The 23,304-nt window shown below is 62.4% G+C and carries 20 protein-coding genes and 1 pseudogene; 14 read left to right on the top strand and 7 right to left on the bottom strand.

What is annotated here, in order from left to right; all coding sequences use genetic code 11:
* Positions 1-270 precede the first annotated feature (270 nt).
* A complete protein-coding gene (locus EVC45_RS37330) occupies positions 271-1,266 on the bottom strand; it encodes a LysR family transcriptional regulator (RefSeq protein WP_129963135.1) in 996 nt (331 codons plus the stop codon).
* A 199-nt stretch (positions 1,267-1,465) separates the two neighbouring features.
* Between EVC45_RS37330 and EVC45_RS37325 the strand changes: the two genes are divergently transcribed.
* The 3 genes from EVC45_RS37325 (at position 1,466) to EVC45_RS37315 (ending at position 5,726) form a co-directional block, all read left to right on the top strand.
* On the top strand, positions 1,466-3,679 hold the full coding sequence (locus EVC45_RS37325) for an FUSC family protein (RefSeq protein ID WP_129963134.1): 2,214 nt from the start codon (positions 1,466-1,468) through the stop codon (positions 3,677-3,679).
* Positions 3,680-3,817: 138 nt separating this feature from the next.
* The gene (locus EVC45_RS37320; protein ID WP_129963133.1) at positions 3,818-4,036 is read left to right on the top strand and encodes a hypothetical protein; all 219 of its coding nucleotides are present in this window, start codon (positions 3,818-3,820) and stop codon (positions 4,034-4,036) included.
* 190 nt (positions 4,037-4,226) lie between these two features.
* On the top strand, positions 4,227-5,726 hold the full coding sequence (locus EVC45_RS37315; protein WP_211193538.1) for an acetyl-CoA hydrolase/transferase family protein: 1,500 nt from the start codon (positions 4,227-4,229) through the stop codon (positions 5,724-5,726).
* Between the two features lie 113 nt (positions 5,727-5,839).
* On the opposite strand, the gene EVC45_RS37310 is transcribed toward EVC45_RS37315, so the two are convergent.
* The 3 genes from EVC45_RS37310 to EVC45_RS37300 form a co-directional block, all read right to left on the bottom strand.
* Positions 5,840-6,094, bottom strand: a complete 255-nt coding sequence (locus EVC45_RS37310; RefSeq protein WP_027193933.1) for a GlsB/YeaQ/YmgE family stress response membrane protein — start codon at positions 6,092-6,094, stop codon at positions 5,840-5,842.
* A 162-nt stretch (positions 6,095-6,256) separates the two neighbouring features.
* Positions 6,257-6,964, bottom strand: a complete 708-nt coding sequence (locus EVC45_RS37305; protein WP_129963131.1) for an MgtC/SapB family protein — start codon at positions 6,962-6,964, stop codon at positions 6,257-6,259.
* Positions 6,965-7,441: 477 nt separating this feature from the next.
* The gene (locus tag EVC45_RS37300) at positions 7,442-8,605 is read right to left on the bottom strand and encodes a metallophosphoesterase (RefSeq protein ID WP_129963130.1); all 1,164 of its coding nucleotides are present in this window, start codon (positions 8,603-8,605) and stop codon (positions 7,442-7,444) included.
* A gap of 428 nt (positions 8,606-9,033) precedes the next feature.
* On the opposite strand from EVC45_RS37300, the gene EVC45_RS37295 reads away from it, so the two are divergent.
* A complete protein-coding gene (locus tag EVC45_RS37295; RefSeq protein WP_129963129.1) occupies positions 9,034-9,381 on the top strand; it encodes a hypothetical protein in 348 nt (115 codons plus the stop codon).
* A 59-nt stretch (positions 9,382-9,440) separates the two neighbouring features.
* On the opposite strand, the gene EVC45_RS37290 is transcribed toward EVC45_RS37295, so the two are convergent.
* Positions 9,441-10,025, bottom strand: coding sequence for a malonic semialdehyde reductase (locus EVC45_RS37290; protein ID WP_129963128.1), 585 nt, complete (start codon positions 10,023-10,025; stop codon positions 9,441-9,443).
* Between the two features lie 139 nt (positions 10,026-10,164).
* On the opposite strand from EVC45_RS37290, the gene EVC45_RS37285 reads away from it, so the two are divergent.
* From EVC45_RS37285 to yjfF, 5 genes are all read left to right on the top strand, one after another.
* Positions 10,165-10,767 carry an alpha-ketoglutarate-dependent dioxygenase AlkB gene (locus EVC45_RS37285; protein ID WP_129963127.1) on the top strand — a complete coding sequence of 201 codons (603 nt, stop codon included), beginning with the start codon at positions 10,165-10,167 and terminating at the stop codon, positions 10,765-10,767.
* A 177-nt stretch (positions 10,768-10,944) separates the two neighbouring features.
* Positions 10,945-11,931: an ABC transporter substrate-binding protein gene (locus EVC45_RS37280; RefSeq protein WP_129963126.1), complete on the top strand. Its 987-nt coding sequence runs from the start codon at positions 10,945-10,947 to the stop codon at positions 11,929-11,931.
* A 254-nt stretch (positions 11,932-12,185) separates the two neighbouring features.
* The gene (locus tag EVC45_RS37275) at positions 12,186-13,817 is read left to right on the top strand and encodes a sugar ABC transporter ATP-binding protein (protein ID WP_129963125.1); all 1,632 of its coding nucleotides are present in this window, start codon (positions 12,186-12,188) and stop codon (positions 13,815-13,817) included.
* Positions 13,814-14,857, top strand: a complete 1,044-nt coding sequence (locus EVC45_RS37270) for an ABC transporter permease (protein WP_129963124.1) — start codon at positions 13,814-13,816, stop codon at positions 14,855-14,857. The genes EVC45_RS37275 and EVC45_RS37270 overlap by 4 nt, the downstream gene beginning before the upstream one ends.
* Positions 14,854-15,954, top strand: coding sequence for a galactofuranose ABC transporter, permease protein YjfF (gene yjfF, locus EVC45_RS37265; protein ID WP_129963123.1), 1,101 nt, complete (start codon positions 14,854-14,856; stop codon positions 15,952-15,954). The genes EVC45_RS37270 and yjfF overlap by 4 nt, the downstream gene beginning before the upstream one ends.
* A gap of 62 nt (positions 15,955-16,016) precedes the next feature.
* On the opposite strand, the gene EVC45_RS45890 is transcribed toward yjfF, so the two are convergent.
* The gene (locus EVC45_RS45890; protein ID WP_211193537.1) at positions 16,017-16,313 is read right to left on the bottom strand and encodes a hypothetical protein; all 297 of its coding nucleotides are present in this window, start codon (positions 16,311-16,313) and stop codon (positions 16,017-16,019) included.
* Here EVC45_RS45890 and EVC45_RS37255 point away from each other — a divergent pair.
* From EVC45_RS37255 to EVC45_RS37245, 3 genes are all read left to right on the top strand, one after another.
* Positions 16,308-16,523 carry a hypothetical protein gene (locus tag EVC45_RS37255; RefSeq protein WP_129963122.1) on the top strand — a complete coding sequence of 72 codons (216 nt, stop codon included), beginning with the start codon at positions 16,308-16,310 and terminating at the stop codon, positions 16,521-16,523. The genes EVC45_RS45890 and EVC45_RS37255 overlap by 6 nt on opposite strands.
* A 291-nt stretch (positions 16,524-16,814) precedes the next feature.
* Positions 16,815-17,762 (top strand): polyphosphate kinase 2 family protein, encoded by a 948-nt coding sequence (locus EVC45_RS37250; protein ID WP_129963121.1) that lies wholly within the window; start codon positions 16,815-16,817, stop codon positions 17,760-17,762.
* Positions 17,763-17,807: 45 nt separating this feature from the next.
* Positions 17,808-20,561: an HAD-IC family P-type ATPase gene (locus EVC45_RS37245; protein ID WP_129963120.1), complete on the top strand. Its 2,754-nt coding sequence runs from the start codon at positions 17,808-17,810 to the stop codon at positions 20,559-20,561.
* A gap of 259 nt (positions 20,562-20,820) precedes the next feature.
* Here EVC45_RS37245 and EVC45_RS37240 read toward each other — a convergent pair.
* A pseudogene (locus tag EVC45_RS37240) lies at positions 20,821-21,330 on the bottom strand (oligosaccharide flippase family protein); the annotation flags it as partial.
* A gap of 384 nt (positions 21,331-21,714) precedes the next feature.
* Between EVC45_RS37240 and EVC45_RS37235 the strand changes: the two are divergent.
* The gene (locus EVC45_RS37235) at positions 21,715-21,948 is read left to right on the top strand and encodes a hypothetical protein (protein WP_129963119.1); all 234 of its coding nucleotides are present in this window, start codon (positions 21,715-21,717) and stop codon (positions 21,946-21,948) included.
* Positions 21,949-22,382: 434 nt separating this feature from the next.
* A complete protein-coding gene (locus tag EVC45_RS37230; protein WP_129963118.1) occupies positions 22,383-23,261 on the top strand; it encodes a class I SAM-dependent methyltransferase in 879 nt (292 codons plus the stop codon).
* Positions 23,262-23,304 lie beyond the last annotated feature (43 nt).

The raw sequence follows: 23,304 nt of genomic DNA, 5'->3' as shown, positions 1-23,304 counted from the left end.
CATCCCGAACAGGACCGTGAAACGACTCCACGCCGATGATAGTGCGGATTGCCCGTGTGAAAGTAGGTAATCGTCAGGCTCCTTACCCAGTCAGAAACCCCACCCCCAGCGGTGGGGTTTCTGCGTTTACGCGGTCGAAAGCAACAGCAACATACTCGACTGCGCACGAAAAAAGCTTGGCCGGACGTCGTCGCCGGCCACTGCCAAAAAGTCCACGCTCGTTTGCGCATTCGACCTGTGCATAAACAAGCGTCTAGCCCGTCCCGACCGCTATTCTCTGGCGCGCCCACGCTCAACCTGAGCCGCCGTCTGCGCTGGCTCATCTACAGATCCCAATTGCCCGACCTCAGCAAGCAATGCTTCGTCGCGCGCAATCACCTGTGGGAGATGCGAGCGCAAGAATTCGACCCACGTGCGTGTCTTTGCATCGATGAACTTGCGCGACGGATAGAGCGCGTAAACAGTCGTCTTCTGCAGCGTATATTCCGGCAACACGCGCACCAGCGTGCCATCGCGCAACCCCGAAATGGCCGAGTAGAGCGGCACCATGCCGATGCCCATGCCTTCGCGGATCGCCACGATCAATGATTCGGCGATGTTCACATGCACCGGTCCGTCGACTTCCATCAACTCACTGCCCTTCGGGCCGTCGAGCGTCCATTCATGTGGCGGAAACGCCGGAGTATGAAGGATCAGACATTCGTGATACGCAAGGTCTGCTGGTTTTTGCGGCGCGCCGTGCGCACGCACGTAGGCCGGCGAGGCGCACAGGATGCTGAACGTCGTCCCCAGCGGAAACGATACGAGGTCCGAATTGGGCAGCGTCGATGCACCGATCACGGCGACATCGGCGCTGCCCTCGAACAGATCCGGCATGCGCTGGGACAGCGTCAACTCGACGGTCACATCAGGATAAAGCGCGCGATAACGCGAAATCGCCGGCAGCACGTAGTGCTGGCCGATGCTCGCAAAGCTATGCATGCGCAGCGCGCCGGTCGGCCGCTCGTGCGCGCAACTGGCTTCTTCTTCCGCAGTGTCGACATCTGCGAGGATCTGCTGCGATCTCTTCAGATACCGCTCGCCGGCAGTGGTCAACGCAAGCCGGCGCGTCGAGCGATTGAGCAGGCGCGTGCGCAGATGTGCCTCAAGCTCCGAGACTGCGCGAGACATCGCGCCGGTCGTTGAATTGAGCGATTGCGCGGCCGCGGTGAAGCTACCGGCTTCGACCACCCGCACGAACACTCGCATATTTTGTAGCGTGTCCATCAAACCTTCTGTTTCATGACCAAGGTCATATTTTCCGCCAGTCTCAGACACTTATTGTTGTCCGTTCTGGAACAGATGTTCTGCACTGGTCGTCTTAATGCGCGCATCGCGGACTCCTACAATCGGCCCTTCGCCTGCCGGTGTCAGCGATTCTGCCCGGAGGTTCCTTCAGCGACCACGTGGGGCGCACCGAATTCAGATGAAACCCGATCACGCGATCGAACCATCGGCCGATTTTTTCAGTCTGCGCGGTGTCATGCGGCGACGATTCAGCCGAGCCAACCTCAATCGGGCCGCGCGCGACTGGGCCAGCAGCGACGGTCTGGCGTGGCTGCACCTTCTGAAGACGGTCGCGGCCGGCCTGCTCGCGCTGGGTATGGCGATGCTGCTCGATCTGCCGCAGCCGCGCATTGCGATGACGACGGTCTTTGTGTTGATGCAACCGTTCAGCGGCATGGTGCTCGCGAAGAGCTTCTACCGCATTCTCGGAACGGCAGTAGGGACCGTCGCCGCACTCGTGCTCGGCGGGCTGTTCGTTCAGCAGCCCGAGCTGTACATGCTCGGCATGATCGTGTGGGTAAGCGCCTGTATTGCTGCGGCGGTCCGGTATCGGCATTTCAGGTGGTACGGCTTTGTGCTCGCGGGTTACACGGCCGCGCTGATCGGCATTCCGAACGTGATGGCGCCACACGGACTGTTCCTCGCAGCACTCACGCGGGCGGCGGAAGTGGCCGTCGGCATCGCGTGTTCGAGCGCGGTCAGCGCGTTGCTGGTGCCGCAGCGCTCGAGCCTCGCGCTACGACGTAACCTTCAGATCAGGTACGCGAATTTTACTGCGTTCACTGTCGATGTGCTCGCACGCAGGCTCGAGCGCAATCAGTTCGAACGGCGTTTCGCGGAATTCATCGACGAAATCGCTGGTTTCGAAGCAACGCGCACCTTCGTCGCGTTCGAAGATCCGGCGATGCGCTCGAGCAGTGCGCATCTGGCGCGTCTGAATAGCGAATTCATGGATGCGTGCGCGCGTCTGCATGCGCTGCATCAGCTGCTGAAACGGTTACGCGTGAGCCGTGCCGCGTCGATACTCGCAGCCATCGACCCGTACCTCGACGAACTGGAAGCCTTGTTCGAAATGCGAGCCGAAGCCGAGGTCGAAGCATTGCACGTGGCAGCCGGCTTACGCCTCTTTCGAGCGAACCTGCCACGCCGGATACGCGAAACCAGGCGGCCACTCGAAGCGGCGTCCCCGGAGTCGCTTGCGGACTTCGACACGGCAGCCGAATTGCTGTATCGCTTCGTGGGCGAATGGGCAAATTATTCGGAGACCTATGCATGCTTGTGGCGAAGAAAAGAGCGCCCACAGCAAAGCATCCGACGTAGATCAAGCCCGCATAAATGCCACCACACGAGCGGCTCTATAAGCCGGACCAACCACTTCGCCGTGTTATTCACGTTTGTGCGCTCGGCTGTCGTCATCGGAATCGCGAGTTCGTTCTGGATCGCGACCAACTGGCCGAGCGGCGGCCTCGCCGTGATAGGCGCGACGCTTGTCTGTGCATTGACGTCCACGGCCCCGAGCGCCACCAGAATGGCTTTGCAGATGACGCTCGGCGCCGTGCTCGCGACGCTCACCGGCTACGTATTCATGTGCTACGTGTATCCGAATATCGATGGTTTCCCGCTGCTTTGCGTGGTACTCGCACCGGTGCTCTCGCTCGGCGCGTTCATCGCGACGCGTCGCGGCGCGGCAGGATTTGGCATCGGCTTTTCAGTGTTCTTCTGTCTGCTTGCCGGACCAGACAACGTCGTCAGCTACGTCCCCGATCTGCTGATCAACAACGGCATTGCGCTGACCGCGTCGATGGTGCTCGCAGCTCTTGTTTTCGCGGTGGTCTTTCCTGCCGATATGCGCTGGCTCATCGACCGGATCATGGGGGACCTGCGAGCGCAAGCTGTGTCGGCTTGCAAGGACGGCCTGCCGGGTCTGAACCGACGTTTCCAGTCGAGCACGCACGATCTGGCTTCGCAACTGCGCATGCTGCTGACGCACCGTTCACGACGACGACGCGACGCACTTCGCTGGATGCTCGCGACGATCGAAGTCGGTCACGCCGTCATCGATCTGCGCAACGAAGCCGCCCGCGCCGCATATGCCGACCTCCTTCAGCCGCGTTGGCGCAGCGTGATCGAACACAGCTGCGACCATCTCGCCCGGCTCTTCGAACGCCCTGGTCCGCGCACGCTCGAACGCGCGCTCGTCGCCGTGCGCTCGGCCACCTGGCTCGCGCAAGACATCCTGCAGACAGTTCATGCCGAGCGCGACCGGCGTCACGACCTGCAGCGCATCTTGAGCTGTCTGCACTTCATTCGTAGCGCGTTGCTCGACAAGGACGCACCGTTCAATCGTCGCTGAGCAAGGCTGCGTGGATCTTTCTGCCAGATGGAAAGATCCCTTCCGGGTGGCCCCGTTTATTCGCGTACGTGGCGGTCATATAGTTTCGTCACTGCCTCGCAGTAAGCGTCGCAGTAGTCGTAAGTCCTGGAGAATGAGATGAAAGTGTTGAAGATGGTCCTGATTGCCTGTTCTTTGTCCACCGCTGCCGCCGCCTATGCACAAGCAGAGCCGGCCGCGCCGGAGCAGCAGGTTGCGCAAGCGGATAGCCAGCGCGCCGATAAGGTTGTCGCACGCAAGCATGTGGAAGCACCGAAAGCGAAAGCCGATGAATGCGTTGGCCCGATGAGCTTCTGCAACATCTACTTCGGCAGCTAAGTTCGAAAAGTAAGTCCGGCTGCCTCACGCGCAACACCTGTCGCGGACTCTGTCACGCGACCCAACATCTGCTCGCGACGCCGTCCGATCGAGACGCCGCGACGGGTGCGGCAACCGCCTATTGAGCGAAGCACACCGCAGAGGTGCGCACCAGTAGACGGAACTGGCGACTATGGAGAGACTCCCTTTCATGTACGAAGACCGAATCCGCTGCGCTGCGCTGCGCGGAAAAATCACCACGGCCGCCGACGCGGCGCTCCTGATTCGCGACGGCATGCGCGTTGGCGCAAGCGGTTTCACGCGCGCGGGCGACGCGAAGGCCGTGCCGGTCGCACTCGCCGAGCGTGCGCGCCAGCTGGGCGAACCGCTGCGCATCACGTTGATGACGGGCGCCTCGCTCGGTCATGACGTCGACCGCATGCTGACCGAAGCGCACGTGCTCGCGCGCCGTCTGCCGTTTCAGGTGGACAAGACGCTGCGCGACGCAATCAATCGCGGCGAAGTGATGTTCGTCGACCAGCACCTGTCCGAAACCGTCGAGATGTTGCGCGCGAACCAGCTCGGCAAGCTCGATGTCGCGATCATCGAAGCGGCCGCTATCACGGAGAGCGGCGCTATCGTGCCGACGACGTCGGTCGGCAATTCGGCGAGCTTCGCGATTCTCGCGGACAGGGTCATCGTCGAGATCAATCTTGCGCAGCCACTCGGGCTCGAGGGCTTGCACGACATCTGGATTCCGGGGCGCCGGCCGCATCGCGAGCCGTTGCCGATCGTGTGCACGCACGACCGCGTCGGCACACCCGCTATCGAGATTCCGCCCGAGAAAATCGCCGCGATCGTGATCACCGACATGGCCGACAGCCCGTCCACGGTGCTGCCCGCGGATCGGGAAACCGCGCTGATCGCCGGTCATCTGATCGAGTTTTTCCAGCACGAAGTTACGCGCGGCCGTATGTCAGCGCAGTTGCCGCCGCTGCAGGCGGGCATCGGAACGATCGCCAACGCGGTGCTGGCAGGCTTCGTCGAATCGCCTTTCGAGGTGTTCGAAATCTATTCAGAAGTCCTGCAGGATTCGACGTTCGACCTGATGGATGCCGGCAAGGTCGCGTTCGCATCCGGCGCGTCGATCACGCTGTCGGCCGCGCGGCAGGCGCAGGTATTCGGCGATATCGAGCGCTATCGCGACCGGCTCGTCCTGCGTCCGCAGGAGGTCAGCAACCATCCCGAAGTGATTCGGCGGCTCGGCCTGATCGCGCTCAATACCGCGCTGGAATTCGATATCTACGGCAACGTCAATTCGACGCACGTGGGCGGAACGCACATGATGAACGGCATCGGCGGCTCGGGCGACTTTGCGCGCAATGCGTCGTGCGCGGTGTTCGCGAGCAAGTCGACCGCGAAGGACGGCCGCATTTCGAGCATCGTGCCGATGGTGCCGCATTGCGATCACAACGAACACGACGTCGACGTCGTCGTCACCGAGCAGGGTCTCGCGGATCTGCGCGGCCTCGCACCGCGCGAACGTGCGACGCTGATCATCGAGCATTGCGTACATCCGCAGTATCGCGAGCTGTTGCGCGACTACTACCGCGATGCGTTGCGCTGGGGAGGGCAGACGCCGCATTGCCTCGAGCAGGCTTTTGCATGGCATACGCGGCTGCGCGACACGGGTTCGATGCTACCGGCCTGATCTTGCAACGGCCGCAGCATCTACGATCGCAGCGATAAAAGCAGAAGAAACCTGCAACAAAAAAGCGCCAGCGGCACGAGCCAGCTGGCGCTTCATGACATCGGATGCCGGGCTCAGGAACCTCGTCGCACGAGCCGGATAATAAACAGCAGAATGACCGCGCCGATCAACGCGGTAATGATCGAGCCGATCCAGCCGCCGCCGAGCGAGATATGCAGCACGCCGGCGAGCCACCCGCCGATGAACGCGCCGACGATCCCGACGATGATGTCGACGATCAGGCCGAAGCCGCCGCCCCTGACCAGCACACCCGCGAGCCAGCCCGCAATCGCGCCGATGATGATCCATGCGATGATGCCGTGTTCCATATTCGAGACTCCCTGGTTGAGTGTGAACAAATCACGGTGACAGAGCTTAGTCGAAGGTTATGGGACAGTCCATGTTCAGGACGCGGAATTAACACAATCTGAATCTGCAGCAAGCTAAGTGTAGACGATGCGCGCGAACAAAGGGGACTCGCGCGCCGCGCCTCACTCAGGCGTCGCCTCCGCTTCCCGGGCGGTCCAACTGACGCTGGACACGCTCTTTTCCATGCTCAGGCGACTCGCCATCTGTTCGAGCTTCGATTGATCCTTCGGATGCATCTTCAGCGTCGCGGTCACGCGAATGCGCCCGGGCTCGTCCTCGACATCCTCGCTCGTCAGGCTTTGGAACGACAGCGGCGCCGAGTACATCGAGTTGGAAATAGCGGTGCGAATGTGGATCTCGTCGGCTTCGCGGCAGACGATCGTCAGCACGTACTCCTGCACGAGGTCGGCGTTCGAAACCGGCGTCTGGTTGATCATCCGGCTCACTTCGCGCAGCACGGTGTTGGTCAGCAGCACGACCGCGGTGCCCGCGACCGCCGGTCCGTAATGTCCGGCGCCGCTCAACACGCCGACGGCCGCCGAGCACCACAGCGTCGCCGCGGTGTTGATCCCTTGAATCGAGCCTTTGTCGCGCATGATGACGCCGCCGCCAAGAAAGCCGACGCCGGATACCACATACGCTGCAATTTGCGTGATGCCACTGACGCCGTTGCCGGTCAGCACCCCAAGCGTGACGAACAGGCAGGCGCCGCTCGCGACGAGCGTGATCGTGCGCAGGCCGGCAGTGCGCTGGCGCATCTGTCGTTCGAGGCCAATCGCGACGCCGCAAGCAAACGCGGTCAGAAGCCGCAGGAAGAATTCGAGTGTCATCGTTCGGAAAGGTTGGCGTGCGTGCTGCCGCAGTGTGAAGCCTACGCGTGGGAACGTGACGGCGTCTGCCTCGTGCACGGTAAAAGCAGGCGGCCGGGGCGATTAGAGACGCACGCACGAACGTATGCGCCCGGAGCGTGCGGCATCGGCACGGCGTCGAACCATGCTGCTATTCACCGGCATTACTGCAATGAAAATGAAATGAGAGCGACTTGCGCCATCGAGCCCGAGGGCAGGATGGCGACAGGGAAGACTGACGCGGAAATCCTGCTGCTCAGGAGAGCGGGCAAATCGATACTCGGCTCGTACAACTGCTACTGTCCAAGATCGTGATTCCGGTTACAAGAATTGCGCGAATTTTAGGGGGCTGCGCAAAGATCAGTCAAGCCGCGATCGGCACGGAATGCGCACAGGGGATTGCCATAGCCGTATCGTCGACAGGCAACAATTGATTAATGCGGACTGCGAACGTTGAGTTCATTCGGGTTCGCCCGGTACTAGTCTCAAGCGCGTGATCTCCGAAGGCGCGCCGAGTCGCTTCGGCGGTCCCCAATAGCCCGTACCGCGACTCGTATAAACCCACAGTCCGTTCAGGCGCGCGAGGCCCGCCGTGAACGGCTGTTGCAGGCGCACGAAGAAATTCCACGGAAAGAACTGGCCGCCGTGCGTATGACCCGACAACTGCAGCGTGAAGCCGGCGGCCGCGGCCGCTTCGGCCGAGCGCGGCTGATGCGCGAGCAGCACCCTGATCAGTACGTCGCCCGGCGCGCCGGCGAGCGCCGCGACCGGGTCGCTGCGATGCGCGGGGTCGTGATGACCCGCCGAGTAATCGGTGACGCCGGCGATCACGGCGCGCGCGCCGTCATGATCGACGATCACGTGTTCGTTCAGCAGCACCCGCAAGCCGAGCCGGCGGAATTCGGCGATCCACGAATTCGCTCCGGAGTAGTACTCGTGATTGCCGGTCACGAGAAACGCACCGTGCCGGGCGGCGAGCCGCGACAGCGGCTGCGTATGCCGGCTCAACTGCGGCACGCTGCCGTCGACGACGTCGCCCGTCACCGCGATCAGATCCGGCTGCAGCCGGTTCACCGCGTCGACGATCGCGTCGACATAGCGGCCCTTGATCGTCGGGCCGACGTGGATGTCGCTGATCTGCACGATCGTGAAGCCTTCGAGCGCGGCAGGCAGATCGTCGATCGGCACTTCGATCGTGACGACGCGCGCGCGACGGCGCGCATTGAAGAGGCCGATCAGCGTCGACAGCAGCGCGAGCAGCGGCACCACCGCCGCCGAGCCGGTGCGCCAATGCGAGATCGACAGCGTGTTCGGCCAGATCGCATCGATCGTCAGCAGCGACGCCAGCATGAGGTCGCGCGCGAACGTCAGTACCAGCAGCGACGAGAAGAAGCCCATCGCAAGCAGGCCAGCCCACGCGAGCCGGTCGCCGAGCGGCTGGCGCTTGAAGCCGCGCGCCATCATGCCGAGCGGGATCAGGAAGATCGACAGCACGAGCCACAGCACGCACAGCCCGCGGCCGGCCGCGTCGATCGGCATGTCGGGAATCAGGCGCAAGCCGACGTAGATATGCAGCAGGATGCCAATCAGGATGATGCGGACAAGGAACGATGAACGTCGCATAGAGAGGATCGGGGCGGGAAGGGGGCCAAAGAGCCGGCATCAGCGACAGCGCGGCGGCGATCGGTTGGCGGGCAATGCATGCGCTCGCGATGATTGGCGAGCGCGGCGAATCATTCTACCGGCATGTCCCGTCGCTTGCCGTGGCCGCAAAAATCGTGCTCCCGCACTGCACGACAGGCTGCCCGGAAGCCGGCGGAACAAGGTAAGACGGCGAACGGCGGCGGCAGGCGCGCTCCATGCGCGGCCCATGCTTGCAGGGCCGCGCGCCACGCAATTCAATGCCTATGCAAGCGAATTAAATGGGCTTTGAATTGTATTCATGCGTGGAGTATGCTTGAAACGAACCGGCTCGTTGCCGCGGCAGCCTGAGGCACGTAGGCCTCGACGGGTTCTGTCGCCGGGAAAGATCGGGCGGGGGGAGGCACACCATGAAGCTGCTCAAATCGGGCCACCTGTGGCACCACGCGGACGACGTGCATCATGTTCACCATGAGCATCATGTCGGATACGAGGGCAGCCATGTGATGCTGCCGCTCGTCGGCATCTCGCTGATGGCGATTGCGCTCTACTTCGGCGTGCGCAACATCGATTTCTCCGAGCTCGGCAAAAGCGCGCTGTTCGACGTCGTGATGGTGTGCGTCGCGCTCGGCATCGCGGGCCTGTTCGGCGCGGCCGGCGCATGGCTGCGCTCGAACGGCGACGAGGCCGAAGAGGGCTTCTGCTTCATCGGCGCGCTGATCGGCACCGTGGTGTTTTATGTCGCGCTGCTGAGCTGACGCGATTCGGGCCAACGCGTGGCGCGACACCCGCCGCGCCATCCGTCATCAACGCGCGGTCACTCTATCCGCGCCGCTTCGTCGAACGAAAAACGCGGGCTGCGCGCGAACAGCTTCGACGGATCGCCGTAGCCAAGATTGATCAGGAAGTTCGACTTCACCGTCGTGCCCGCAAAGAACGCTTCGTCGACCTTGGCCTGATCGAAGCCCGACATCGGCCCGGTGTCGAGACCGAGCGCACGCGCGGCGAGAATCAGATAGCCGCCTTGCAGCGTCGAATTGCGAAACGCCGTGTCCGCGATCAACCGCTCGTTGCCGACGAACCAGCTGCGCGCATCCGCGTGGGGAAACAGTTTCGGCAGCTGCTCGTAGAACGCCATGTCCATCGCGACGATCACCGTGACGGGCGCGGCCATCGTTTTCTCGAGATTGCCGGCCGACAACGCCGGGCGCAGCTTTTCCTTGCCCTCCGGCGTCCTGACGAACACGAAGCGGCCCGGACTCGAATTGGCCGAGGTCGGGCCGAGCAGTACGAGCTCCATCAGCTCGCGCAGCACGGCGTCGTCGATCGGCTTGTTCTGCCAGCCGTTGTGCGTACGCGCGTCGCGAAAGAGCTGCGCGAGCGCCTGATCGGAAAGTGTCATTGAAGTAGTCCGTGCGAAAGAACAGAGGGAATGCGGAGTGCCGTGTCGAATGAAAGAGCAACGCGCGTGAATCGGCGGCGCACCGTTGTCGCCATAATAGCCAGGGTTTTTACTCCTCCGCTCGTATCCACCCATTCCGATGACCAGCGATCTTTTCAACGACCTGCCGACGCCCGACGTCGACTGGTATCCCGACTGGCTCGCACCGGCCGACGCCGAGCGCCTGCTCGCCCGCGTGATCGACGAAGTGCAATGGCGCCAGGACATGATGGGCACGCCCGCCGGCCGTGTTGCACTGCCGCGTCTGACCGCCTGGCAGGGTGAGCCGGATGCAGTCTACGTCTACTCTGGCATCCGCAACGTGCCGCAAGCATGGACGCCCGCCGTTGCCGAACTGAAGGCCGCCGCCGAGGCGACCAGCGGCGCGCGTTTTAACAGCGTGCTGCTGAATCGCTACCGCAGCGGCGCCGACAGCATGGGCTGGCATGCGGACCGCGAGCCCGAGCTCGGCAGACAGCCGGTGATCGCATCGGTGAGCCTCGGCGTCGCGCGCAGGTTCGATCTGCAGCACAACCGCAGCGGCGTCGTGCAATCGTTCTCGTTGAAGGGCGGCAGTCTGCTCGTGATGAAGGGCGACACCCAGGCGCAGTGGCGTCATCGGGTGCCGAAGGAGCCGCGCGTGAGCGGCGAGCGCATCAATCTGACGTTTCGCTGGGTGACGCCGAGAGTGACGCCAACCTGAGAGCGCGAGCGGCCATCTGAGCGGCGCGCTATATCAAAATTGGTATCGAGGGCGCGAATCATATGATTGGACGGTTAACGCGTCGCACAGTACGCTACATCACGATCCATGCGCCGTGAGGGCCACGAGGGCCGGGTGACCGCTGGGTCGTCTACACAACAACGATTGGAGACTGTCATGGCGAATACACGACGTGCCGCGTGTCGCGCTCTGGGCGCGCTCGCGCTTTCCGCGAGTCTCGGAGCACTGACGCTGGCCACGCCCGGCGCGCATGCCGAGGATAAGAAGATCACGCTCGGTTTTGCGCAGGTCGGCGCAGAGAGCGCATGGCGTACCGCGAATACCGAATCGGTGAAGTCGGCAGCGGCGGAGGCCGGTATCAACCTCAAATTCTCCGACGCGCAGCAGAAGCAGGAAAACCAGATCAAGGCGATCCGCTCGTATATTGCGCAGAAGGTCGACGTGATCGCGTTCTCGCCGGTCGTCGAATCGGGTTGGGAACCGGTGCTGCTCGAAGCCAAGGCCGCGAAGATTCCGGTGATCCTGACCGACCGCAATATCGACGTGAAGGACACCTCGCTGTACGTGACGATGATCGGCTCGGACTTCCTCGAAGAAGGACGGCGCGGCGGTCACTGGCTCGCGGATCACTACAAGGACGACAAAGGCCCGATCAACATCGCCGAACTGCAAGGCACGGTCGGCTCCGCGCCGGCCAACGACCGCCACGCGGGTCTGATCGAAGTAATCAAGAGCGATCCGAAGTTCAAGATCATCGCGTCGCAAAGCGGCGACTTCACGCTCGCCGGCGGCAAGCAGGTGATGGAAGCGTTCATCAAGACCTACGGCAACAAGATCAACGTCGTCTATGCTCATAACGATGACATGGCGCTCGGCGCGATCCAGGCGATGGAAGAAGCCGGCATGCATCCGGGCAAGGACGTCGTGGTGGTTTCGTTCGACGCGACGAAGGGCGGCTTCCAGGCAATGGCCGCCGGCAAGATGAACGTCGACGTGGAGTGCAGCCCGCTGCTCGGACCGCAGCTGATGTCGGCGGTGAAGGACGTGGTGGCTGGCAAGCCGCTGCCGAAGCGCATCCTGACTCAGGAGACTGTCTTCCCGATGAGCGTGGCCGCACAAACTCTGCCGTCGCGTAAGTACTGACGCGGCGCGCAACGTCGCCGCGGCACCGCTCTAGCGAGTGCCGCGGCGGGTGCGGTGTTCAGGCGCCGGGGCCAACGCGGCCCACGGCGCAAAGGAGATGTGCAGTACGGACGCATCGAACAGGTTTCTCCAGTGGTGCCTGACCGCCCGGGCTGCTTTCTTATGCAGCGGGCGGTCTCTTTTCAGGAGCATGTGCCCGCGGGAGCATGCCGCTGGGGCCTGCCGAACCATGCATAGCCGATCGAGCGAGGTCCATGACCCATTCCGCTACCGAACCGAATCAGCCGGACCAGCCGCCGGGCGCGCAAAGCCAACAGAATGACATGAGCGCGCGCGAACCGATTCTGGCGACCTCCGGCGTCAGCAAGACATTTCCGGGTGTGAAGGCGCTGCAACACGTCGACTTCCGCCTGTTTCCCGGCGAGGTCCATACGCTGATGGGCCAGAACGGCGCAGGCAAATCCACGTTGATCAACGTGCTCACAGGCGTACTCTCACCCGACGCCGGCACGATCCGACTCGGCGGCGAGGTGGTCGCGTTCGCGTCGCCGCAGGAAGCCGAGGCGGCCGGCGTGCGCACGCTGTACCAGGAAGTCAACCTGTGCCCGAATCTGTCGGTCGCGGAGAACATCTTCGCGGGCCGGCAGCCGCGCCGCTTCGGCGCGATCGACTGGTCCGACATCAAGCGGCGCGCGCAGGAAGCGCTCGCGCGCCTCGACGTGTCGCTCGACGTCACGCGCTCGCTCGACGCCTATCCGATTGCCGTGCAACAGATGGTCGCGATCGCGCGAGCGTTGTCCGTCGATGCGCGCGTGCTGATTCTCGACGAGCCGACTTCGAGCCTCGACGACAGCGAAGTCGCGCAGCTTTTCAAAATCCTTCGGCATCTTAAGCAATCGGGCATCGCGATTCTGTTCGTCACGCATTTCATCGAGCAGACGTATGCGATCTCCGATCGCATCACGGTGATGCGCAACGGCGAGCGCGAAGGCGAATATCTCGCGCGCGATCTGTCCGCGGACCAACTGGTCGCGAAGATGGTCGGCCACGAGCGCATGAGCGCGCGTCTGCGCGAAGCGGCGCATGAAGGGCAAGCCGCCGACGATCTGCAGGACAGCGAGCAGGACCACCCGGACGCAACCGACGCCACACCGACGCAGCCGTTCATCGAACTGCGCGGTGTCGGCCGCCGCGGCACCTTGCAGCCGATCGATCTCGAAGTGCGGGCCGGCAAGATTCTCGGCCTCGCGGGACTGCTCGGCTCGGGGCGCACCGAAACCGCGCGGCTGCTGTTCGGCGCGGATCGCGCGGACAGCGGCACGATCCTCGTCGAAGGGCGCGCGGTGCGGCTGCGTACGCCGCACGACGCGGTGCGCCACGGCATCGGCTATTGCGCGGAAGACCGCAAGAAGGAAGGCATCGTCGCCGAACTGTCGATCCGCGAAAACATCATGCTCGCGTTGCAGGCGCGACGTGGCTGGTGGCGCAAGATCAGCCGGCAACGTGCGCGCGAGCTTGCCGATCTGTGGATCGAGCGGCTCGGCATCAAGGCGGCCGACGCCGAGCAGCCGATCGCGTTGCTGTCCGGCGGCAACCAGCAAAAGGCGCTGCTCGCGCGCTGGCTCGCGACCGATCCCAAACTGCTGATCCTCGACGAGCCGACCCGCGGCATCGACGTCGCCGCGAAGTTCGACATCATGGACCGGCTGCTCGCGTTGTGCGCGAACGGGCTGTCCATCCTGTTCATCTCGTCGGAGATCAGCGAGGTGCTGCGCGTGAGCCACCGCGTCGCGGTGCTGCGCGATCGCCGCAAGATCGCCGAGGTGGCCGGCAAGGCATCGAACGAGGACAACATCTACCGACTGATCGCAGGGAGCGGCGAATGAAGCTATCGAACTGGTTCGCGCGCGACGGAGTCGAGCGTCCGCTGCTGTGGCCATGCGTGACGCTCGTGTTGCTGTGCGGTCTGAACCTGCTGGTCAATCCGCATTTTCTTGCGCTGCGCACGCTCGACGGCCACCTGTTCGGCGCGCCGATCGACATCCTGAATCGCGCGGCGCCGCTCGTGCTCGTTGCGATCGGCATGACGCTCGTGATCGCGACGCGCGGCATCGACATCTCGGTCGGCGCGGTGGTCGCGATCGCGGGCGCCGCGGCCGCGACGATACTCGCGACCCAGGCCGTGCCGAGCGGTGCGCTGATCGCGCAGGCGCTGCTGGCCGCACTCGTCGTCGGCATCCTGAGCGGCATGTGGAACGGGCTGCTCGTCGCGTTCGTCGGCATGCAGCCGATCATCGCGACGCTGATCCTGATGGTCGCGGGCCGCGGCATCGCGCAACTGCTGACCGCTGGGCAGATCATTCCGATCGGTGCGCCCGGCTATCTGTTCGTCGGTGGCGGCTACTGGCTCGGCGTGCCGTGCTCGGTATGGATCGCGACGGTAGCCGTGCTGGCGACCGCCGCGCTGGTGGAGGGCACGGCGCTCGGCCTGTTCATTCGCGCGATCGGCGTGAACCCGGTTGCGACCCGGCTCGTCGGCTTGCGCTCGAAGGCGATCGTGTTCGCGGTGTACAGCTTCTCGGGCTTGACCGCGGCGCTGGCCGGCATCCTGATCAGCTCGAACGTGCGCAGCGCGGACGGCAACAACGCGGGCCTGCTGCTCGAACTCGACGCGATTCTCGCCGTGACGCTCGGCGGCACCTCGCTGCTTGGAGGCCGCTTCAGTTTCGCGGGCACGGTGCTCGGCGCGCTGATCATTCAGACGCTCACGTACACGACCTATTCGATCGGCGTGCCGCCGGAAGCTACGCTCGTCGTCAAGGCGGCCGTCGTGCTCGCGGTCAGTGTGATTCAGTCGCCGGCGGCACGCGCGCTCGCGGTGTCGTTCGGTGCGTCGCTCGTCAAATCGCGTGGGGTGGCACGATGACGCGCGTTCTCGAAGCACTCGCCCGCGTGGTCGATCCGCGCACGCTGCCGATCGCGGTGACGATCCTGCTGTTCTGCGCGTTGTTCGGCTTTGGTTCGGTGATGTACACCGGTTTCTTCTCGTGGCAGGTGTTGCTCGATCTGCTCGTCGACAACGCGTTTCTGCTGATCGTCGCGATCGGCATGACGTTCGTGATCGTGTCGGGCGGCATCGATCTGTCGGTGGGCTCGATCGTCGCGCTGACGACGATCGTCGAAGCCGTGCTGTCCGAACACATGCATGTGTCGGTGTGGCTGATCATCCCCATCGTGCTGTTGATGGGCACGGTGTTCGGCGCGGTGCAGGGCGCGCTGATTCATTACTTCCGCCTGCAGGCGTTCATCGTGACGCTGGCCGGGATGTTCTTCGCGCGGGGCCTGTGCTTTCTGATCACGACGCAGTCGATCACGATCACCGATCCGACCTTCAAGGCGATCTCCGCGTTCCGTCTCAGTCTCGGCGTCGGTTCGGTATCGGCGAACGTGCTGATCGCGCTCGCGACGCTCGCGGCCGCGATCTATGTCGCGCATTTCACGCGCTTCGGACGCAACGTGTATGCGGTCGGCGGCAACCCGCGCTCGGCGCTGCTGATGGGGCTGCCGGTCGCGCGCACGCGGGTGGGCGTGTATGCGCTGAGCGGCTTCTGCTCGGCGCTCGGCGGCGCGGTGTTCACGTTCTACGTGCTGTCGGGCTATGGACTGCAAGGGCAGGGCATGGAGCTCGATGCGATTGCGGCGACGGTGATCGGCGGCACGCTGCTGACCGGCGGCGTCGGTTATGTGGTCGGCTCGCTGTTCGGCGTCGGCATTCTCGGCACGATCCAGACGCTGATCACGTTCGACGGCACGCTCAGTTCGTGGTGGACGCGGATCGTGATCGGCGCGCTGCTGTGCGCGTTCTGTTTGCTGCAGCGGTTGATCGAGCGGCACGCGAAGTCGGTGCGTCGGCCCGGCGGCACCAATGCGGTCACGACGACCGGGCATGGGCACGGGCGTGACGAGACGTCGACGACGGCGGCGTCGTCGGATTCGCAGGTGTTGGGCAGGGCGCCGGGCTAGGTCGATTCCTTCCAGCGCTTCAAACGGCGGCGCCCCCGTTCTTCGGCGGTGCCGCTTTCGCATCAGTCGACGCGACCCGTTCCCGCGGCCAGCGCCGCATGTTCCCGCTCGCTCGCGACGCTGCCGGCCGAAGCCAGAGCGGCATGCCGCATCAACGGCGTGAGCAGTGGCGCGCCCAGCGTGGCGATAACCAACACGGCGGCCATCAGCGTCAACATCTCGCTTGCCGTCCAGTGCAAGCCCAGCAGGTAACCACCCGCCATCGAACCCACCACGGAGCCGATGCGGCCGATGCCGAGCGCCCAGCTCATGCCGAGGGCGTCGGTATCGTCGTCAGTTCGCCGGCGCTCGCGTTGCACGAATTGCAGAGCGGTCGGCTCGTCGCGCCGTATCCGGTGCTCGATGATTGCGGCGCGGCTTATCACGCGGTGGTCGCCGAGCCGCGTCGTTGTACGCAGATGTTCATCGAATGGCTGAAGGCGGAAGCCGAGGCGACGGCTGATGCGTTGCGCGCGCTGCCTGGCTATGCGTGTCAGGGCAACGAATCGATTGGCGTGACGCTGGAGTAGACCGCACGCCTGGCGACGTTCGAGGATTTGAGTGGAATATCAGCACAGGTGATGCCTGTCGTCTGACGGCGTGGTTAAGGCAGGGCGGCGCGAATCGTCGTCGTAGATCGGCCCGTTTCTGTTTGTGTGACCTATTATCAAACAGTCGTGAACGGTACGGCCGCGGTAGCGATGCTGCGCGTCCGGGAAACACCGCGCGAGGCGCCTGAAGCCAGACGCGCTGTGCTCCGGTGGCCCGGACGACAATCCGCGAATCGTGCAACCGGTTGCAGATGCCGTGGAGAAAGAGCGATGGTTCGCACAGAAATACTCGACGCGCTGAGGACATACACCGATCCGTTTCGCGTCACCAGCGGCACCGATTTCCTGCTGAAGAATTTTGATCCCGGCGAAACACTGGGACTCAAAATGCATAAGCAAGAGGCGCAGCAACTGCTCCAGCGCGGTTCGAAATGGCTCGCGATGGAGCAGGAGATCCTTTACGCGCAGGATTCCTGGTCCGTGCTGCTGGTGTTCCAGGCCATGGACGCCGCGGGCAAGGATGGGACGATCAAGCACGTGATGTCGCGCGTCAATCCGCAGGGCTGCGATGTCGTCTCGTTCAAGCAGCCGTCGGACGAGGAACTCTCCCACGACTTCCTTTGGCGCTATGCGAGGAAAGTGCCCGAACGCGGGCACATCGGCATTTTCAACCGCTCGTACTATGAAGAGGTGCTGGTGGTGCGCGTGCATCAGCATCTGCTGCATGCGCAGAAGATCCCGCCGGCACGGGGCGGCAGCAACATCTGGGACGAGCGTCTCGCCGACATCGCGCGGTTCGAGGACTATCTGACGCGCCAGGGCGTGCTCATTCTCAAGTTCTATCTGAACCTGTCGTACGGGGAGCAGAAGAAGCGCTTCATGGATCGCCTCGACAATCCCGACAAGCACTGGAAGTTTTCCGCAGCCGACGTTCGCGAACGTCGCTACTGGAACGACTATATGCACGCGTATGAAGAGGCCATCCGCGCAACGGCTTCCGAAGCGGCTCCGTGGTACGTCGTGCCCGCCGACAACAAACCTTTCACGCGCCTGATCGTCGCGGCCGCGATCGTCGAGGCCGTCGAGAAGCTCGACCTCGAATATCCGAAAGCCACCCAGGAGCAGATGAAGGATCTCGCCGCGGCGAGGCAGGAACTCGACGCTGAAGTGGTGCAAGCGCCGGGACCCGATCAACCCGGGGACGTTCCAGACCATTGAGAGCGGCCCCCTGACCCGAAATCACTGGAACCGGGAGAGACGAGGATGAGCTCAGTTGAGAACGCGACGCCGTGGCATGCGATACCGGCCGGTGACATCGAACGGCAGTTCAAAGTCGATCCCGCGCAGGGCCTCGATGCAGCGGAAGCGACCGGGCGGCTCGCCACCTATGGGCCGAACCGCCTGCCGCAAGGCAAGAAGCGGGGGCCGGTCGTGCGCTTCCTGATGCAGCTTCACAACATTCTGATCTACGTGCTACTCGCGGCCGGTTTCGTCAAGTTCATGCTGGGGCTTTGGCTCGACGGCTCGGTCATTCTGGCTGTCGTCATCCTCAACTCGCTGCTCGGCTTCATTCAGGAAGGACGTGCCGAGAAGGCGCTCGATTCGATTCGCAACATGCTGTCCGCCGAGGCGCGCGTCATGCGTGGAGGAGCGGTTCGCTTGATCCCCGCCGACGAACTCGTTCCCGGCGACATCGTGCTGCTGGAATCGGGCGACAAAATCCCGGCGGACATGCGTCTCGTCGAGGCCCGCAACCTGCACACGGAAGAAGCGGCTCTCACGGGGGAATCCCTTCCGGCCGAGAAGGGCACCGCGCCGGTACCCGCCAAAGCCACGGTCGGCGACCGCGAGAATATGGCTTTCTGCGGCACGATGGTCTTGTCGGGCCGGGCAACCGGCGTCGTGGTGGCGACCGGAAGCCAGACGGAACTCGGCCGGATCAACCAGATGCTTGCCGAAGTCAGCGCGCTCGAAACGCCTCTGCTGCGCCAGATCAAGAAGTTCGGCTATGTCATCACGGCGGTGATCGCCGTGGTCAGCGTGCTGCTTTTCTCCTGGGGCCACTGGCTCGGACACATGACTTTCGTCGAACTGTTCCAGGCCATCGTGGGGATCGCGGTGTCGGTGATCCCGGAAGGCCTGCCGGCGCTCATCACCATCACGCTCGCGATCGGCGTGCAGCGCATGGCCCAGCGCAACGCGATCATTCGCCGCTTGCCGGCGGTCGAGACGCTGGGCGCCGTCTCGCGCATCTGCTCCGACAAGACGGGCACGCTGACCCTGATGGAAATGATGGTCACCTCCGCCGTGACGGCCGAACGGGGCTATACCGTGACGGGCGACGGTTACGCTAGCGAGGGACAGGTCAGCGCCGATGGCAAGCCGCTCGACACCGCGCCGGACGTTCTCAAGCTGATGGGCCGCGTGTCGCTGTTGTGCAACGACGCCGAGCTCTTCGAGGAAGACGGAAAATGGAAAGTGGAGGGTGACCCGACCGAGGGCGCGCTCTATCCGTTCGCTTCCAAGCTGGGCATGGACCGTGCCGCCGAGACAGCCGCCGCGCCGCGGATCGACGCGATTCCGTTCGAGTCCGAGCACAAGTTCATGGCGACATTGAACCGTGCGGCGGACGGCGAGATGCTGCTGGTGAAGGGCGCGCCAGAGGTGATCCTGGACCACTGCGACCGGCAGCAGACGGCGCAAGGCGCGGCGCCGCTCGATCGCGAGCATTTCGCAAGGGAAGGCGACCGGCTCGCCGCGCAAGGTGAGCGCGTGCTCGGACTCGCGTGGCTGTCGGATCCGGGTTTGCGTACCGGCGGCCTCGGGCCGCAGGATCTGCCGCGTACCCTTGTACTGCTCGGCCTCGTGGGCTTGATGGACCCGCCGCGCAAAGAGGCGATCGAAGCCGTGCGCGAATGCCACGGCGGAGGCATCCGCGTGACGATGATCACGGGCGATCACAAGATCACCGCGGCGGCCATCGCACGAATGCTGGGCATCGGCGACGGCAAGACCGCCGTGTCCGGCACCGAGATCGAGGCGATGAACGATGCGGCGCTGCAGGAATGCGTGCGCGGCGTCGACGTGTTCGCGCGCGCGAGTCCCGAACACAAGCTGCGGCTCGTCAAGGCGATCCAGGCGAACCGGCAGATCGTCGCGATGACGGGCGACGGCGTCAACGATGCGCCGGCCCTCAAGAAGGCGGACATCGGTGTCGCGATGGGGATCAAGGGCACCGAGGTGACGAAAGAGGCGGCGGGGATGATCCTCGCCGACGACAATTTCGCGTCGATCTCCGCGGCGGTGAAGGAGGGCCGCACGGTCTACAACAACATCGAGAAGGCGATGCTGTTCATGCTGCCGACCAACGTCGCGCAAGGCGCGGTGATCGCGGTGGCGATCCTGTTCGCCTTCACGCTGCCGATCACGGCGCCGCAGATCCTGTGGGTCAACATGGTGACTTCCGTTGCGCTCGGCCTGACCGTTTCGTTCGAGCCGCACGAGGAAGACGTGATGCGCCGCTCGCCACGCGCTATCGACCGGCCGATCGTCACGCGCTTCGGCATCTGGCGCATCCTGTTCGTCGGCGTCGCGCTCGTGATTTATACGCTATCGACCTTCTTCTGGATGAAGGGACACGGGGCGTCGGATGAGATGGCGCGCACGGCCGCGGTCAACGCCATCACGCTGGGCCAGGTGTTCTATCTGCTCAACATCCGGTATCTGCTCGATTCGTCGCTGTCCGTGCGCGCCCATATGGGCAATCGCTATCTCTGGTACGGAATAGCCGGCGTCGTGGTGTTGCAGCTTCTGTTCACCTATACGTTCCCGTTCCATGCCATTTTCCACACCGAGTCTCTGCCCTTGTCCGCGTGGCTGTGGCTCATTGCCGGTGGCATCCTGTTCTTCCTCGTAGTGGAGATCGAGAAGCTCGTGTTCCGACTCACTCCTGCATTGAGAGGATTCGTGACTTCGCAGCAGGAGGGCGCGGCCTTGCGCAATGATGTGGTGAGGTAAGCGCGTGGGGGGAGATCGAAAGACACAGCGGGCAACGGCACGCGGCGCAGGATGAAGAACAGATCGGCCGAGACAGCATTCCGCTCCGATGATAGATCATCGATACGTACTTGTCCGGATCGTTGCAATTGCGCTTTAGCGCCCACACCGCGAAGTCGAAGAAGTAACGCGGCAAATAGTGCGGATCTTTCATGTACGTGAAACCGATCTCGGTTTGCTACAGGCCGCGAGCGGGACCGTGACTCACGTATTTGTCATTTACGATCGCCAGGACAAGCACAAGGCTCAACGCAAAACCGAACACTTCGATGATGATCGGCGTTCGAAACCGGTGGCGACCTTGGAAAAGCCAACCAAGGTTCATCCCGGAGACGATCCCCAGCAGCGTAGCCAGCACCACAATCCAAGGCGTCTGGGACAGGACCGGTGAACACATTGTGGCGATGAGCCCGACGCAACCGCCCACGATTGCAAGCGCCAGGCGCACGCTGAGGTGTAAAGAAAAGACGCTGTTACATTCCATCGTTGATTGCGCTTTCGACACGTCGCGCATGCCGACCGGCACAAAGCCATAGGCGACCAGCATCCATATCAAACTCATCAGCGACATCGACGCTAGAACCTTACCGTATCCCTCGACACCGAGCACCCTTCCGTAAAACGGCACGACGATGATGAGATACAAGTACCGTATGACATAGCCGCCGTACACAAACCCGATAGTCCGGATGCTCTTTCGTCGATCCGCTACTTGAGGGTGCGACCTTATTCGTCCAGTTCGGGAAACGGTCAAAAGTGCGGTAAATTTTGAATCTAAATGCAAATTGTGATGTTCTCGAGTTGAGTGCAATTCGTGGAGAACTTGATAGGCCGATGACCACTTGCAGGCGCACCGATACGAAAAATAGCTAGAAGAAAGAAGTAGAAAATACCACTCGATATTTAGGTGCTTCGAGGTAATCCGCGAATGGTGGTCGATTGGCGCGCTTGGGGTCTTCGTGAAGCCCCACAGCCGGTTGATCATGGCAACAACGCGTTCGACGCCAGTCCGCATTTCTTCGCCTTATTGCGGTTCTTGCGGCGCGCCACCTCGTCGACTCCGCAGTTGCGGCGCTGCGTTGGTTCGTGAAATCGCTCGTCCGGGCGCCTGGCCATGATCCAGTGCTTTCTGGCTCGCACACGCGCTGCGGTCATAGACCCGCTGTTGCTGGTCATGCAGCAATTTTGGCTGCGCATGCTCGTCATGTACGTCGTCCGACGTGAGCAACGCCCTGCGGGTCAGACAGCTTTGGCTATCGACCCCGAGACGCAACATCGCGCCGAAACACCATTGCTGTCCTTTGCGGGTCTGATGCATTTTGGGATCGCGCGCAAGCCAGCGCCTTGATCGGCTGCCGTCGCCGGCATCAACTGCGTGCTCGTCCTTTGTTCCGGAATGATCTTCACCGGTCCATAGAGCCTGGACTTGATCAGTATTTACTAAGTTCGATTGGTGCGGGAATACGGCGGTTGCTCAGTCTAAACGCGTCCGCATCCAACATTTGCCGAATTGCGGCGGATGCCAGTCCGCGAGCGCTTCCAGGCACTGGTATAGGTCGAAATTTATTCAAATAACTCACCTAACCTATGTCGGCGAGTAAATGTTCAGCGGATTCGGCCAACACCTCCGCGAGGTCGGCCAAAGCGTTAGGTGGCTTCAGAGATGCAGTACCATAAATATGGTCTATTTTGAGGGTATTCGGCTTGTTACAGTTGGGAAAAGCCCGCTATCCAAAATTCTTATCCGCCATATGATCGACTTTGAAAATCGGGAGGGCGATTATGACGAATAAAGTACTCGATGAATACATCCGGGTCCGAAAGAAGGAGGTTGATGGGTGGTTGGCAAGATGTGACGGTGAAATATTCGCTCTGCTACTTGAATCGCAGCTCGAGAATGGCATTAACGGCGCCGTGGTCGAAATTGGCGTTCATCATGGAAAATCATTCATTCCGATGGCGATTAGCAACAACGGGCGCTTGTGTTACGCCATCGATATCTTTGAGAATCAGGCGTTCAACATCGACGTTTCCGGTCGAGGTGATAAGGACGTCTTCACCCGCAACTTGACGAAGTTCGGCGTGGACGCGAACGATGTCTTCATCGACGAACGGCCCTCTACAGACGTAACGCCCGATGACATAAAACGAAAGGTGGGAAGGGTTCGTTTTTTCCATATTGACGGTGGACATCATTTTGAGGCCGCGCTCAACGACCTGCGGCTTGCCGAAGCAGTCGTTAGCGATGACGGTGTTATTGCGATCGACGATGTTTTCAGGCCGGAATGGCCAGAAGTAAGCATGGCCTTGTTTTCATATCTCGCCAATAAAACACAAGATTTTGTCCCGTTTGCTATAGGCTACAATAAGACCTATTTGTGCCGGCGTTCTTTTGCGACACTCTACCGCGGTATTTTGACCGGCAGCGATTTTTTGCAACTCTACTTTTCGAAGAAGTACGAGGTATCGAACGAAGCGATTTTGGTGTATCAGACGTACGCTCTTCCAGAATGGGGGGTGAGGGCGAAAATTAGTCACTATATGAAAATATATCACCCAGACTTGGCTTTTTCCTTAAAAAAATTCCTCGGTCGAGTTGGGAATCGCGGTCACGTCAAAGTGGACGCCACAGATCAAGAATCAGTTCGAAAACTCGAATAGAAACCGATAATATAGGGCGAGAGAACACCAGATAAGTCGGTGG

Source organism: Paraburkholderia sp. UYCP14C (assembly GCF_004197395.1).
Lineage (GTDB): Bacteria > Pseudomonadota > Gammaproteobacteria > Burkholderiales > Burkholderiaceae > Paraburkholderia.
The sequence above is the reverse complement of the archived record's forward strand: the minus strand, read 5'-3'. Positions and strand labels throughout refer to the sequence as shown.

What these genes read in the sequence shown, in the direction of transcription:
- EVC45_RS37330 (WP_129963135.1), bottom strand. Translation starts at nt 1,266, where the DNA reads ATGGACACGCTACAAAATATGCGAGTGTTCGTGCGGGTGGTCGAAGCC.
- EVC45_RS37325 (WP_129963134.1), top strand. Translation starts at nt 1,466, where the DNA reads ATGAAACCCGATCACGCGATCGAACCATCGGCCGATTTTTTCAGTCTG.
- EVC45_RS37320 (WP_129963133.1), top strand. Translation starts at nt 3,818, where the DNA reads ATGAAAGTGTTGAAGATGGTCCTGATTGCCTGTTCTTTGTCCACCGCT.
- EVC45_RS37315 (WP_211193538.1), top strand. Translation starts at nt 4,227, where the DNA reads ATGTACGAAGACCGAATCCGCTGCGCTGCGCTGCGCGGAAAAATCACC.
- EVC45_RS37310 (WP_027193933.1), bottom strand. Translation starts at nt 6,094, where the DNA reads ATGGAACACGGCATCATCGCATGGATCATCATCGGCGCGATTGCGGGC.
- EVC45_RS37305 (WP_129963131.1), bottom strand. Translation starts at nt 6,964, where the DNA reads ATGACACTCGAATTCTTCCTGCGGCTTCTGACCGCGTTTGCTTGCGGC.
- EVC45_RS37300 (WP_129963130.1), bottom strand. Translation starts at nt 8,605, where the DNA reads ATGCGACGTTCATCGTTCCTTGTCCGCATCATCCTGATTGGCATCCTG.
- EVC45_RS37295 (WP_129963129.1), top strand. Translation starts at nt 9,034, where the DNA reads ATGAAGCTGCTCAAATCGGGCCACCTGTGGCACCACGCGGACGACGTG.
- EVC45_RS37290 (WP_129963128.1), bottom strand. Translation starts at nt 10,025, where the DNA reads ATGACACTTTCCGATCAGGCGCTCGCGCAGCTCTTTCGCGACGCGCGT.
- EVC45_RS37285 (WP_129963127.1), top strand. Translation starts at nt 10,165, where the DNA reads ATGACCAGCGATCTTTTCAACGACCTGCCGACGCCCGACGTCGACTGG.
- EVC45_RS37280 (WP_129963126.1), top strand. Translation starts at nt 10,945, where the DNA reads ATGGCGAATACACGACGTGCCGCGTGTCGCGCTCTGGGCGCGCTCGCG.
- EVC45_RS37275 (WP_129963125.1), top strand. Translation starts at nt 12,186, where the DNA reads ATGACCCATTCCGCTACCGAACCGAATCAGCCGGACCAGCCGCCGGGC.
- EVC45_RS37270 (WP_129963124.1), top strand. Translation starts at nt 13,814, where the DNA reads ATGAAGCTATCGAACTGGTTCGCGCGCGACGGAGTCGAGCGTCCGCTG.
- yjfF (WP_129963123.1), top strand. Translation starts at nt 14,854, where the DNA reads ATGACGCGCGTTCTCGAAGCACTCGCCCGCGTGGTCGATCCGCGCACG.
- EVC45_RS37250 (WP_129963121.1), top strand. Translation starts at nt 16,815, where the DNA reads ATGGTTCGCACAGAAATACTCGACGCGCTGAGGACATACACCGATCCG.
- EVC45_RS37245 (WP_129963120.1), top strand. Translation starts at nt 17,808, where the DNA reads ATGAGCTCAGTTGAGAACGCGACGCCGTGGCATGCGATACCGGCCGGT.
- EVC45_RS37235 (WP_129963119.1), top strand. Translation starts at nt 21,715, where the DNA reads ATGATCCAGTGCTTTCTGGCTCGCACACGCGCTGCGGTCATAGACCCG.
- EVC45_RS37230 (WP_129963118.1), top strand. Translation starts at nt 22,383, where the DNA reads ATGACGAATAAAGTACTCGATGAATACATCCGGGTCCGAAAGAAGGAG.